Raw genomic sequence first — 13,202 nt, 5'->3', positions numbered from 1 at the left:
TGCAGGGAGAGGCTGTTTTTGAAAACCGGCTTACTTAGGGAAGAATGTTGCCCGCCGCGCGGTAAATCTCATACCAATCTTCGCGCGTAAGCGTGATATCGCTCGCTTTGCAGCAGTCTTTGATTCGATCAAGATTCATCGTGCCCGTGATGGGCTGCATTTTTGCCGGGTGGCGGAGAAGCCATGCGATGGCAATGGTGGTGTTGCTGACTCCGTATTTTGCCGCGACGGCATCGATGACGCGGTTCAACTCTGGAAACTTATCGCTGCCAAGGAATACGCCTTCAAAGAATCCGTATTGAAAGGGTGACCACGGTTGAACCGTGATGTCATGAAGCCTGCAATAATCGAGGATGCTGCCGTCGCGATCGATTGCGGCGTCATTCTCCATGTTCACATTGATCCCGTTTGATATCATCGTCGCGTTCGTAATGCTCAGTTGCAATTGGTTTGCCACGAGAGGTTGTTTGACATGCTTTTTAAGAAGCTCAATTTGCATCGGTTTTTGGTTTGATACGCCAAAATGGCGCACTTTGCCGGAGCGTTCGAGCTGATCAAACGCCTCTGCCACCTCTTCGGGTTCTACCAACGCATCTGGTCGATGAAGGAGCAACACATCCAAATAGTCCGTTTTGAGACGTTTCAGGCTACCGTTGACCGCCTCGAGAATATGTTCTTTAGAAAAATCAAAGGATCCTTTGCGGATGCCGACTTTGGATTGAAGAATGACTTTCTCGCGAATGTCACCGTTCATTTGAATTGCGTCAGCAAAGATCTCTTCGCAGGCGCCTCCCCCGTAGATATCCGCGTGATCGAAGAAGTTCGCACCCTCTTCCAGTGCGGTTTGAACAAACGTTTCTGCCTGCTTTTTGTCTAGCGAGTTAATTCGCATGCAACCCACCGCGACGACAGGCACCTCTAGTGAACTCGTGCCAAGTTTGATTTTTTTCACAGATCGTTTCTCCTCATCGTTCAAGATTTATCTTGAATTGTGACATATTCGGGGAAGATTCTCAAACATCATGCCAGGATAGGATCCGCGTGACTTGCGAGTCTCTTCTTAAAATTGCTTGCCTATCTTCCAAATTGGAATTTTCGGGGTATAATGTCACCAGTTAGGTAAAAACGAAATGATAACGTACTGCACACATCGCTATAGGTGGAATGGCTATGAAGAATGAACGGTCACCAGGGAAAAATCCTTCAAAAAAACAGGTCCTCGTCGTTGAACGAACAGCTCGCCAAATCGAATCGATTTTACAGAAGTACCATGAATTAACGGGCGATGCGCGTTCAGAGATACGCACCATCATGGATCAAAACCTCGGTGAACTAGAGTATTTTGTACTCGTCAGGGAAGATAGTTATGGTGAAATCCACACAAATCGCCTTCGCGAAGGGATCTATTTCAAGGATCCGATTGGACTGAAATGCGCAGCTGTTTCGCAAACGAGCGCGTTTCTCTATGCGAGGAATACAGGTGAACAATTGATGGATGTATCTACCCCTGTCTATCTCCACGATAAAAAAGTCTATACGCTCCGTTCTGGAAAAATATTAAAAGGGGTGAGCCGCCATTTTAAAATAGGCGTACCTTTCTTGGTTCTGCAAATGATTGGCTTGCTTGAAATCTGGCTGGATCGCTACGGTGTGGGACTCTACGTATCCAGTCTCGCATTGCTTGCCGCTACAGCACTTATGCTGTGGGATCGCCTCGCCTTTGAACGCGCCTATCGCACATGGAGTCATTTCTTGCGAATGATTGGAAGAGGCGATTTAACGTCTCGACTGTCACCGAAATCGCGAGATGAATTTGGGCAGATCCAGTTTGAACTCAATAAAATGTGTCTGGGCATTGCAGACATTCTGCAACAAGTTGAAAAAAGTGCAAAGCAAGTTGCATCCGCCACTGAAGAACTGACAGACACGGCTGAAGCCACGACAAATGCGGCAGAGCACATCGCGCTTATCATCCAGGAAGTTTCGACAGGTTCAGAACAACAGGCGGCGGCGATTGACCAAAGCGCAGACGCGATGAATCAGATGTCAGTCGAGATTCAGCGAATCGCTGAGAAGGCGCATCAAGTGACAGATCAATCCATTCTGAGTTCTGAAGTGGCAGCACATGGCAATCGTTTGATCCACACTGCGATAGGGCAAATCACGTCGATCCACACAACGGTGGAAGGTCTTTCAAAAGCGGTTGCCGGATTAGGGAAACGCTCAGAGGAAATTTCCCAAATCGTCGACGTGATTGCCAGTTTGGCTTCGCGCACCAATTTGCTTGCGTTGAATGCAGCCATTGAAGCGGCGCGCGCAGGAGACTCAGGGCAAGGGTTTGCCGTTGTTGCAAACGAGGTGAAAACGCTTGCGGAACAATCTGCGAAATCGGCGCAAAATATCGCGGAAGTCATTTATACCATTCAAAATGAGACGGATGTGATCGTGCAGGCGACAGGTGCAACGATGAAAGAGGTCACAACGGGCATTCATGACATTCATCGGGCTGGAGACGAGTTTGCCAAGATTCAACATTCTGTCGATCTCGTCGTCGGTGAAATTCAGACTATCACACAAGCCATCCAAGTGTTATCAAGGAATTCGAATGAGATCGTTTCTTCAATGGGGAGAATCTCAAACGTTATTGAAAATCAGAATGCTGAATCTCAGCAAGTCACGCATGAGGCAGAAGGGCAGCTCGCTGCGATGGAAGAAGTGAGTGCGTCTGCGGCACTGCTTTTGACGATGTCCGCTCAGTTGCAGAATCTTATTGCGAGATTTCAAGTCTAGCTTGATGATGACAAGAAAATACGTGAATGATGGCTGCACGAAAAATACGCGCATTGGCGCGATGCAGAAAAAACTGTTTATTTATAACATTGGATCTGGTAGATTGCATACATAGTACTATGTACGATACGCGAACACAGAGGGGGATGCGTGTGGCGCAACTCGCGGTGGCAGAAAAACCTTCTCTGCGCAAGGGTCAAATTGGATTACTCCATATGATCATCGCGACACTTGCCAATGTCGGACCTGCACAAGGCATTTTTTTTAGTATCGCATTCTTGGCAAGCACGACGGGTGAAGCTTCTCCGCTTGGCATGTTGGTGGCGGCGGTTGCAATTCTGACGGTGGGTAACACATTGACTGCATTCTCGCGTGAAATTCCAAGCGCCGGATCGTTCATTACGTTCGTATCGCGGACGTTTGGGGCCTACGTGGGAATTGCTCTCGCGGTGACTGTCTCCATTGGCTATATTCTGGCGATCACTCCGATTATTATCGAAATCGGTGGCTGGGTATCCGCTGTGTTGCAACAGAATTTTCATCTTGCCGTCCCCTGGCAACTGATCACGATTGCGGGTTCGGTGCTCATTGCATATCTGGTCGTGCGTGGGATTAAAGTCTCCTCTTCTTGGGCTGTCGGTTTGTTTTTTACAGAAGCGATTGTGCTCCTTCTTCTTTCAGTGGTGATTCTTTTCAAAGGTGGCGCGGCTGGTCTGCACATTGGTCCTTTTTTGCCAAACCATATCAGTGGTGGATTGAAGTCACTCGGTCTCGCCTTCCCTTTACTTGTGTTTAGCTTTGTCGGTTTTGAAAACAGTGGTCCGCTCGCCGAAGAGGTCATTCATCCTCGAAAAAACATCCCTCGGGCGGTGTTTTTTGCAATCTTTATCGTTGCCGTTCTCTATGTGCTCAGTACATACGCCGCGATTGAGGGCTATGGAAGTGCACATTTGCAGACACTGGCAAATGATCCAGCGCCTTTTAACACACTCGCACAGCGCTATCTCGGGAGTTTCGGTGTCTTTTTGATTGATATCGTAGGTTTTACAAGTCTTGTTGCGTGTACGATTGCCGCCGCGAATTCACAGTCGAGAATCATTTTTCACGCTGGCCGCGAAGGCTTGATTCCGCACTATTTTGGTCGTGTCAACAAACGATACGGAACACCGCATGTCGCGCTATTGACTTATCTTATCGTCGCGCTGGGATTGATCATCATCATCGGATGGAATATGCAGCCGATGACATTTTACGCGGAAATGGGGTCACTCGGCACGATTCCAATCGTTCTCATGTATCTTTTGGCAAACATTGCTTTGCCGTTTTACATGTGGAAAAACAATCGTTCTCAGTTTAGCGTCTGGACTCACGGCATGGTGCCGCTCATCGGTTTGCTCGTATTGTTGTGGTCGCTGTGGGGGCTTGTACAACCGGGACAGCCGTCGCCGTATAACACATTTCCCTATATCGTTCTCGGCATTGTGGTCTTCAGTTATCTCTACGCGCTGTGGCTCGGGCGGAAAGATCGCTCTGTTTTGGATGTAGCCGCACAAACGCTTGCTGACTAGGGGGTGGAGGGATGCGGTATGTGAAACAGGCACAACAAATGGATGCAGAAGATGCCTCTGTCAAAAACACCGTGAGTGCGATTTTGAGTGACATCAAGCTTCGCGGAGAAGTCGCCGTTCGCGAAGTTATTGTCGCTGATGACATGGAAGAAGCAATTGCAGTTTGCAATGCGTACGCGATTGAGCATTTGCACGTGCATGCTGCACAACCACGTTCGCTCATGGAACAACTCACAAATTATGGATCGCTCTTTCTTGGCGCCGGGAGTTCTGTGGTCTTTTCTGATAAATTGTCTGGCACGAACCACACACTCCCGACGCGCACTGCGGCACGTTATACGGGTGGACTCTGGGTAGGCACCTATCTCAAAGTGGTGACACATCAGGAAGTGAGCGGATCCGGCATGGATGTTTTAGCGCGTCACGCGTCACGTCAGTCGCAGATTGAGGGACTCGTTGGACATGCGATGTCTGCGGCTGCTCGATTGTCAGGTGCGACCATATGAAGAACAACGATGACCGCTCCACTGAGAGAACGATGCGTTTGGGGCTTGTCCAAGATGCGCCTATTTTCGGGGATGTTGCGCAGACGCTTAAGCAAATGAATACGTATATCAAACAGGCGGGAATGCGAAATGAGAAAGTAGACTTGTTGGTATTTCCAGAACTCTATGTGACCGGGTATTACGCAAAGGGATGGCCGTGTCGACCGACACCCGATGATGAACTCGAGTGGATAAACCAGATTCATGCATTGGCGCAATCCGAGCAACTCTGGATTATTTTCGGGCATCCGTACGGATCGTGGCATCAAATATACACAGCAGCTCGCGGACTTGAGAATAGGGCATTTGCCGCTACGGTTAATCGTATCGGAGAAGAGTATGGCGATGAATTTTGTGGTGGATCATGCGTTTTTCACCCCAATGGAACGTGTCTCGTGGAGGCAGACGACAGACCAGGATTAAAAACGTGTGACCTACGTTTGTCAGACCTGCATGATTTGGATGAAACGCTGAACTATTTCCGCTTTCGCCGTCCAGAATTGTATCAACTGTGAGGACAGTAATTTTTTACTTTGGGGGAATTGTGAATGACACAACCAATGATCATGAAAACGAAGAGAGAAGCGAATGCGCTACTGCGTGAGCGATACATCACAAAGAGTGTTTCGGTGCAAAATCCAATTGCGGTTGTGCGGGCAGAGGGCGCGAAACTGTGGGATGAGGAAGGGCGGGAGTATATCGACTTTGCCGGAGGCATTGGCGTGATGAACGTCGGTCACAGCCATCCAGAAGTCATCGCGGCGATCAAAGATCAGGCTGATCGACTGTTTCACACATGCTTTCACGTAACGATGAATGAGCCCTATCTTCAATTGGCGGAGCAACTCTGCCGAATCGCTCCAATCGCCGGGGACAAGAAGGCGCTTCTTGTAAACACGGGCGCTGAGGCGGTTGAAAACGCGGTCAAGATTGCGCGCAGTTTCACAGGGCGCTCCGCTTTGATTGCGTTTGAAGGGGCATTTCACGGGCGCACGATGCTGGGTATTTCTCTAACCAGTAAGGTAAACCCCTATAAGACGGGCTTTGGTCCATTTGTACCTGAGATTTATCGCATGCCATTTCCCAATCCGTATCGCAGTGAACTCGCTGGACAGGACTTAGGGAAACAAGCGGTGGAGACGATTGTTCAAGCGTTTGAAACCTACGTTGACGCCAACCAGGTGGCGGCCGTCATCGTTGAACCTGTGCAAGGTGAGGGTGGATTTATTGTACCACCTCCCAATTTCTTTCCATTGCTGAGAAATGTCTGTCGCGAGCGCGGCATCGTGTTTATTCTAGATGAGGTTCAATCGGGCTTTGCACGAACGGGAAAGATGTTTGCTGCAGAGCACTACGAGGCGCTCGACCCGGATCTGATTCTTGTGGCCAAATCACTGGGAGCGGGACTTCCGATTGCTGCGGTTGTCGGAAAAGCGGATATCATGGATGCGCCGCCGGTTGGATCTTTGGGTGGCACGTACGGTGGGAATCCGTTGGCCGCCGCCGGTGCGCTCAAGGTGATCGAAGTGATGGAGCGCGAACAGCTCCCTGCCCGCGCAGAAACACTTGGGCAGCAGTGTGTCTCATTTCTTCGGGAACTGCAAAAGCAAAGCACGATCATCGGCGATGTGCGCGGTCAAGGTGCGATGATCGCGATTGAACTGGTCAAGGATCGAGAGACGAAAGAACCTTATTCAGAGGCGACGGCGCTCGTTACGAAAAAATGTCTGGAATATGGTCTTATTACCGTAAAGGCTGGGGTGTACAGCAATGTGATTCGCCTGCTCTTCCCGCTTGTGATCTCGGAGGATTTGCTCCGACAAGGACTCCAGGTGATCGCGCGCGCCGTGAAAGAGGCAGAAGAGGAACTAAGATGACGATTCACTCACTCGAACCGAAGCAGGGTACGGTGCATGGACATTTTTCGGTGGATCTCCCCCCAGTTTTAACCATTATGTCCGGTGATACCGTACGATTTAAAACACTCGATGCGGGGTATGGACTTGAACCATTTTCGGAAGATGGGACGAGACGGCGTTTTGAACCGAATGAACCGGGTCACGCGCTGTGCGGTCCTGTCAAGATTGAAGGCGCGGAACCGGGACAAACGCTTGAGGTGCGCATCAATGCCATCAGACCGGGACAGTGGGGTTATACGCGCGCTGGCGGGTTTGATCATCCGGTCAATCGCCGTCTCGGACTTGTCGATGTAAAAACGTGTCTCTTGAACTGGACGATTGATCCAGAGCGGATGACAGCGGTAAGCCAGCTTGGGCATAAAGTGACTTTGCGGCCTTTTATGGGGCTCATGGGGATGCCGCCGGCCGAACCAGGAAGGCACCCGACCCATCCCCCGCGTTTTTGTGGAGGGAATATGGACTGCAAAGAATTAATCGCGGGCACCTCTTTGTATCTCCCAGTCGCAGTGCCAGGCGGTCTATTCTCTGTGGGGGATGGGCACGGCGTGCAGGGAAATGGCGAGGTGGCGGTGCCAGCGCTTGAGTGTCCGATGGATGAGGTTGATTTGACATTTATCGTGCATGATGAGATGCGACTGTCGATGCCGCGGGCAAAGACGCCGACGCACTGGATCGCGTTTGGTTTTCACGAAGATCTGAACGAGGCGACGATGATGGCGCTTGACGGGATGCTCGATATGATGGGAGAACAGTTTGGCTATAAGCGTGCAGAAGCGCTGGCATTGGCGAGCTTGGTGGTTGATTTACAAGTCACACAAATTGTCAATGGCGTAAAGGGCGTTCACGCCATGTTGCCGCACGGAGCACTTCGCTAGCGAGGTTTTGCAGCGGATGGTTCGCGCATCATCATGCTTGCGATCCATCCCAAGACGCCAAAGAACACACCGATTCCCATGACGATCATGAATGTGTGCAAAAATGTGAGTGCTGACGATTGACCTGTGCCACCTAGGTACAGGTCAATCGCGTTAAAAAGTGACCCGCCAACAGTGATTCCACCCATCATTCCGAGATAGCGGCACGTGGCGAGTGTACCTGACGCCATGCCCTGTTGGGCCGGGGGCGCAGAGCGCAGGATGGCTGCGTTGTTGGGTGCGGCGAAAAGGCCTGTGCCAAGACCAGAGAGAACGAGACCGAGCATGAGATCCATGCGATTCAGCATTGTATGCGGTGAAAAGGCGCCAAGCGCCGCGAAAGCGAGCAGTCCAAGCGTGCTGCAGATCATCCCGGCGGAGGAGAGCACACGTGACCCAATTTTGTCTGACCAGGCGCCGGCGAGTGGCGCGCTTATCATCATAAGAATTGGCATGAGGGTGAGCCACAGCCCGATTTTTGTGGGTGAGAAAGCGAGCATATTGGTCATGTAGAATGGCAGTAAAAAAAGCGCCAGAAAAAAGCACAGATAGTTGAGGATCGTAGCAGTGTTTCCGTATCGAAAATTGTGAACGCGAAACAGCCGCAGATCGATCAATGGTCTGGTGGATGTCTTTTGCAGAAAAATAAACAAACCTCCCGTCGTGACGAGAAGAATGAAGATTGCGATCATCCATAGCCTTTGTTGAGCGTGAATGACACTGGGATTGAGCAAGAGGACGAGTGCGCTGATGGAGACCATGAAGGTCAGTGTGTTTGACCATGTCGGAACGGGCTGATTGGCGCGCGTCTGCCGCGGGATCGATAGGATGCCGAGTGTGAGCGCGACGAGTGCAACAGGGATGGCGCTATAAAAAACGGATTGCCACCCGAGTGTATCTGCAAGCCAACCCCCGATTAAAGGACCGAGTGCCAGTCCAAGATAGGTCATCAGGGCTTGCAGTCCAAGCGCCTGACCGCGCTTTTCAGGCGGAAACGTCGTGGTGAGCAGTGCAGGGCCAACAGATAACAGCATGGCACCCGCGATGCCAAGAAGACCGCGGCCGAAGATAAGCAGTCCGTAAGAAGGAGCAAGACCGCAGATGGCAGATGCAATGATGAAACTGACAAAACCCAGCAAGAAAATGCGCCGACGGCCGAGCAGATCCGAGAACCGGCCCATGGGCAACAAGAGCAGGCTGAGTACAAGGAGATAGATGAGGACGATCCACTCCGATTCGCCGAGGTTTATTTGAAGCTTTTTTCCGATCAGTGGGAGAATGGTATTGACGATGCTGTTGTTCAGGCTCGAAAGCAGCGTGGCTAAACCGACAGAAAGCAGGATGAGCCAGCGCTTTGGCATGGATTGTTGCCCGTTCATGGACGCGGATGTGGACACGGCGGTGCATCCTTTCTGGTGTGCGAAAAAATCACTGGAAAATCTGTGCATGAACCAGCGTCTGGCGAGGTGGACTAGTCGCGAGGATGATCCGATGATCCGATCTCTTGATCGATTTTTTGCTCGATCTCCTCATCCGTCAGTTCAAATTGCGCAGATAACTCCCGGGCGCGTCTTCGCTGCTCGTAATAAAAATTGCGCAATTCAGCGCGTGTGGCGCGAGTTTGTGCGCGGTTGTTTTTCTGCGTGGCGCGATAGATGAGATAACTGATCAAACTGGTTCCTATGAGCATGAGAAGGCTGATGAGCGGATTGCCAAACCCGAACCCAAAAATCATGGAGGATCACCTCCTGAATCAATCGATTTACATCATCACGATACAGGATGTGTCGCAATCTCTCAACTTGTTCGAAGGGATGTTTGCGGGAAAACGACGCTTTTAATGAGGCGAAAGCAGGATGGGGAGAAAGAACATTGGTTACGTTACCTTTAAATGGGTCATGAGGAGCTGGATTTGGCGATATGGAGAATCAACCGCAAAACACGTTTCCCCCTCAACATCAGAATCATCAACCCGGCATCGAATCAGAGATGACACCGCGTCCACAATTTGAACGCACCTGGCAGCGCGAAGGGAAGCTGCAGGGAAAGGTCGCACTGATCACGGGAGGAGACAGTGGAATTGGTCGCGCCGTAGCCATCGCGTACGCGAAAGAAGAGGCAGATCTTGTGATTGTCTATCTGAGCGAACACGATGACGCCAAGTTTGTCAAAGCGCAAGTCGAATCGCTCGGGAGGCGTTGCCTTCTTTTGGCAGGCGATCTTGGCGACGCTTTATTTTGCAAAGAAGTGATTGAAAGTTCGATCGCTTCATATGGCCGCCTTGACATTCTCGTCAATAATTCCGCAGAGCAGCATCCTCAAAAAAGTATCTTGGACATCACGGAGGAGCAACTGGAACGCACGTTTCGGACCAATATTTTTTCCTTCTTTTTTCTGACGCAAGCGGCGCTTCCACATTTAAAACCGGGCAGTGCGATCATTAATACGACGTCGATCACCGCGTATCAAGGCCACAAGGAGTTGCTTGATTATTCATCAACCAAAGGAGCGATTGTGTCGTTTACGCGCTCGCTCTCGGAATCGCTTGTCGGCGAAGGCATACGAGTGAATGCGGTGGCGCCGGGTCCGATTTGGACTCCGCTTATTCCGTCCACCTTTGCTGCAAACGATGTCGCGCTGTTTGGGTCAGATACGCCAATGAAACGCGCGGGTCAACCGTACGAACTGGCGCAGGCATACGTGTATTTGGCTTCGGATGATTCATCCTATATGTCCGGGCAGGTGCTTCATATTAACGGCGGCGTGATTGTAGGCAGTTGAGAAGCGTCTTATTGCGAGTGAAAAAAGCCATCCCGTCAACGCAGAACGCGTGACGAGGTGGCCTTTGCCCAATTTTAGGAAGCGGGGGCGGCTGGAGATGTCGATCCATAGGCAACATTGAAGCCGTCTGTGTCACTGTCAGGAACAGAGGGTGTTGACACTTGGGTGTTGTGTTGAATCATCACACCGCCGTCTGCTGTGACCAAACCTGGATTGACTCCGTTGACCGTTCCGGGATCGAATGTTGTCTGCCCATAGTTGGCCAGTGTAGCAACAGTACCGCCGACGGTTGGCGCTTCCTGAATCCACTCTGCGGAAGTTTGTGGACCTGAATAGGCTTGATCCGTCGTAAATGTCCACCCTTGGGTTTTGTCCTGGATCTCGATCGACCAGGTTCCACCGCCTAGATTTTGAATATCCGCGGACATTTGATCACCCGGTTTCACCGGATAAGAAGATGGGGTGATCACCGTTTCTGCGGCCGGGAGGATTTCCCACCATGCGTCGTAGTGAGCTTTCCCATTGTAATAGTCTTGCTCGGTGCCCGTTTGAATCAGGCTGCTGTTGTTAAAGCCGTCAATGCCAATCCAGCTTGAGGAGTACGTTGATTTGTTACTCGGTTGGACCGTTGGCACGATCCATGACCCTGTGATGCTGTTGTAAGGTCCGCCGGTAATCGCATACCCCGACCAGTTGCTAGACGCCCACCCAAAGCTAGTCGTGCTGTTTTTTGCAGCTTTTGGCAAGCGCAATGAAATTCGCGGTGCGTGGGATATGGCGCGAGCCGAATGGATTGTGCTCGCAAAGGAAACGGACGTCAAACAGAGGCTGGTTGCGAGCACTGCCAGCGAACCCAATGCAAATTTCTTCAAACCAACACACTCCTCAATCATTGATTGGATTCCTGCAGGAATTCCAAATTCAATGTATGAGGCGGATTCTAAAAAAGAATCCTCTCCGTTCGTCTATCTAACAAAAAATAGTTTATCGACCAAGGCGAAGTGAGCCTTCCAAATTTCAAAATCAATTGGGTTCAACAAGGTTATGACGGCAGGGCAGGATCTGTGGTATCGGTCTTTGCGTGGTCTTGTCTCATGCGAAGATAGGCAAACCAATATACGACTGCCACCAGCACGATCACGGCAGTCTTTATCAAGTCTCCCAACGCCTGCTGAGTGAGTGAAAGAATGACCCCGCCAATCGCGATGATGGGTGGAAGCGGCCATAAGGGCATGCGAAATCGTTGTTCTGATGTGCGCTTCTTGATCCGGTTCACGATTGAAGAGAGTGCGATAAGGAGATAGACAGTGACAATCATGACACCTGTAAAAGTGATGAGGTTATTGAGTGATGTGAAATAGCACAGAATGGCGTTGCCCACCCCTAGAAACACGAATCCCCATTTGGGCACGTTGTGACGGTTGATGCTTAAAAAGAATTGATTGATGGGATACGGCCAACTGTTTTGCCGAGCTGTGTCGAGATATACGCGGGCATAGGCGAGATTTCCGCTGAGTCCGGTGTCAAACATCGCAATGATGACACCCACAATCAGGATGGTTGCGCCGACATGACCTGCGCTTGATTGGGCAATGTAGGTGAGTGGCGCGCTTGATGAGATGGCATCCGCCAGATTAGGGATGGCCAATGTTGAAGAGATGACCGCAAGAACTTCGATCACGATGGAAGCGAGAACCGCAATCATGACGGCTCTTGGCAAAATTTTGCGAGGTTGGTACGTCTCTTCGGAAAAATAGAGTGGCCAGTCGTAGCCGTTTAAGGCAAACAGTGCTGGTACGACTGCAGCGAATAAGCCGGCCGCAGTTATCCCTGTAGATTGTCCGTGGGCATTGACAGTTGTCGGGGACAGAATGAAGGAGATAGGGTGATGCCGATTCATGAAGGCGAGAATGATAAATGCGAAAATCACAAAGAGTTCGATGAGCAACATGACCATGGCGACCCAACTCGTTGCGCCAATTCGCTCTAGAGAAAACCATGTAACGATTCCCATCATGACAACAGCCGCCCAATTGACTGGGATGAATGGCAGCAAAGAATTTAAATAGGTCGCTGCGGATACGAGAATACTCGCTGTGATGACAACCCCGAGAATCAGAAATAAGAGTGCTGTAATAAAGCCGAATGGCCTTCCCAAAGCGCGATAGACAATCGTGTACGCGCCTCCTGTTCCAGGAAATTCAGAGCCCAGTTCTGCATAACAAAAGGCCATGGAAAGGGCGATGCAAGAGCCAATTAAAAACGCCCAGAACACCCCCGTTCCGGCAGAGGAGAGTCCTGCTCCGTAGACCAGAAAAATGGAGGTGGTTGGAGAGATTGCGGCGATCGCGATGGCGAGCACCTGTTTTAATCTAAGCGATGGTTGCAATTTATTTGATGTAGTATTGTTCATCGGAGCGCCTCTTTTGTCCTGAGTGGGGTGATTTCGTGGTTCACTGACTATATTAGAAATAGATTATCATAGATAAAAATATGTTTACAATATTAGAAAAATAAATCGAAGGTTAGCAGTGTATATCGGGGCATCGATTCTTTTGCAAACTCAGAGGGAATTTTCTTTAGAGGTTTGCGGCGGTCATCTTTGTATCATGAGTTATGCAGTTGTCCCCAATAATTGGGTATTGGTAGGTTCAAACCATCTCATTTCCAGTTTCGTTGGCCAAA

12 protein-coding genes are annotated in these 13,202 nt (G+C 50.3%); 7 read left to right on the top strand and 5 right to left on the bottom strand.

Going from position 1 to position 13,202, the window contains the following annotated elements; all coding sequences use genetic code 11:
* Window positions 1-34: 34 nt before the first annotated feature.
* A complete protein-coding gene (locus ATW55_RS00870; protein ID WP_067711086.1) occupies window positions 35-952 on the bottom strand; it encodes an aldo/keto reductase in 918 nt (305 codons plus the stop codon).
* Window positions 953-1,170: 218 nt separating this feature from the next.
* Between ATW55_RS00870 and ATW55_RS00865 the strand changes: the two genes are divergently transcribed.
* The 6 genes from ATW55_RS00865 to ATW55_RS00840 all read left to right on the top strand — a co-directional run bounded on the left by ATW55_RS00865 (window position 1,171) and on the right by ATW55_RS00840 (window position 7,697).
* Complete coding sequence (locus ATW55_RS00865; RefSeq protein ID WP_067711084.1) at window positions 1,171-2,790, top strand: methyl-accepting chemotaxis protein; 1,620 nt, start codon at window positions 1,171-1,173, stop codon at window positions 2,788-2,790.
* 152 nt (window positions 2,791-2,942) lie between these two features.
* A complete protein-coding gene (locus ATW55_RS00860) occupies window positions 2,943-4,358 on the top strand; it encodes an APC family permease (protein ID WP_067711082.1) in 1,416 nt (471 codons plus the stop codon).
* Between the two features lie 11 nt (window positions 4,359-4,369).
* Window positions 4,370-4,864 (top strand): histidinol dehydrogenase, encoded by a 495-nt coding sequence (locus tag ATW55_RS00855; RefSeq protein WP_067711080.1) that lies wholly within the window; start codon window positions 4,370-4,372, stop codon window positions 4,862-4,864.
* On the top strand, window positions 4,861-5,418 hold the full coding sequence (locus tag ATW55_RS00850) for a carbon-nitrogen hydrolase family protein (RefSeq protein ID WP_067711079.1): 558 nt from the start codon (window positions 4,861-4,863) through the stop codon (window positions 5,416-5,418). Before ATW55_RS00855 ends, ATW55_RS00850 begins: the two co-directional genes overlap by 4 nt.
* Before the next feature lie 33 nt (window positions 5,419-5,451).
* Window positions 5,452-6,780, top strand: a complete 1,329-nt coding sequence (gene gabT / locus ATW55_RS00845) for a 4-aminobutyrate--2-oxoglutarate transaminase (protein ID WP_235586938.1) — start codon at window positions 5,452-5,454, stop codon at window positions 6,778-6,780.
* Entirely contained in the window at window positions 6,777-7,697 is a 921-nt protein-coding gene (locus ATW55_RS00840) for an acetamidase/formamidase family protein (protein ID WP_067711077.1), read from the top strand. Before gabT ends, ATW55_RS00840 begins: the two co-directional genes overlap by 4 nt.
* Here the strand turns inward: ATW55_RS00840 and ATW55_RS00835 are convergent.
* Both ATW55_RS00835 and ATW55_RS00830 read right to left on the bottom strand, forming a co-directional pair.
* Window positions 7,694-9,133, bottom strand: coding sequence for an MFS transporter (locus tag ATW55_RS00835; protein WP_067711075.1), 1,440 nt, complete (start codon window positions 9,131-9,133; stop codon window positions 7,694-7,696). The genes ATW55_RS00840 and ATW55_RS00835 overlap by 4 nt on opposite strands.
* Window positions 9,134-9,207: 74 nt before the next feature.
* On the bottom strand, window positions 9,208-9,471 hold the full coding sequence (locus tag ATW55_RS00830) for a hypothetical protein (protein ID WP_067711073.1): 264 nt from the start codon (window positions 9,469-9,471) through the stop codon (window positions 9,208-9,210).
* Window positions 9,472-9,656: 185 nt separating this feature from the next.
* On the opposite strand from ATW55_RS00830, the gene ATW55_RS00825 reads away from it, so the two are divergent.
* Window positions 9,657-10,517, top strand: coding sequence for an SDR family oxidoreductase (locus ATW55_RS00825; RefSeq protein ID WP_067711072.1), 861 nt, complete (start codon window positions 9,657-9,659; stop codon window positions 10,515-10,517).
* Between the two features lie 74 nt (window positions 10,518-10,591).
* Here the strand turns inward: ATW55_RS00825 and ATW55_RS00820 are convergent, their stop codons facing one another.
* Together ATW55_RS00820 and ATW55_RS00815 are read right to left on the bottom strand one after the other, a co-directional pair.
* Complete coding sequence (locus ATW55_RS00820) at window positions 10,592-11,389, bottom strand: G1 family glutamic endopeptidase (protein WP_235586937.1); 798 nt, start codon at window positions 11,387-11,389, stop codon at window positions 10,592-10,594.
* Window positions 11,390-11,559: 170 nt separating this feature from the next.
* Window positions 11,560-12,930 (bottom strand): APC family permease, encoded by a 1,371-nt coding sequence (locus tag ATW55_RS00815; RefSeq protein WP_067711069.1) that lies wholly within the window; start codon window positions 12,928-12,930, stop codon window positions 11,560-11,562.
* Window positions 12,931-13,202: the final 272 nt, after the last annotated feature.

This window comes from Ferroacidibacillus organovorans, assembly GCF_001516615.1.
GTDB classification, from domain to species: domain Bacteria; phylum Bacillota; class Bacilli; order Alicyclobacillales; family SLC66; genus Ferroacidibacillus; species Ferroacidibacillus ferrooxidans_B.
The sequence above is the reverse complement of the archived record's forward strand: the minus strand, read 5'-3'. Positions and strand labels throughout refer to the sequence as shown.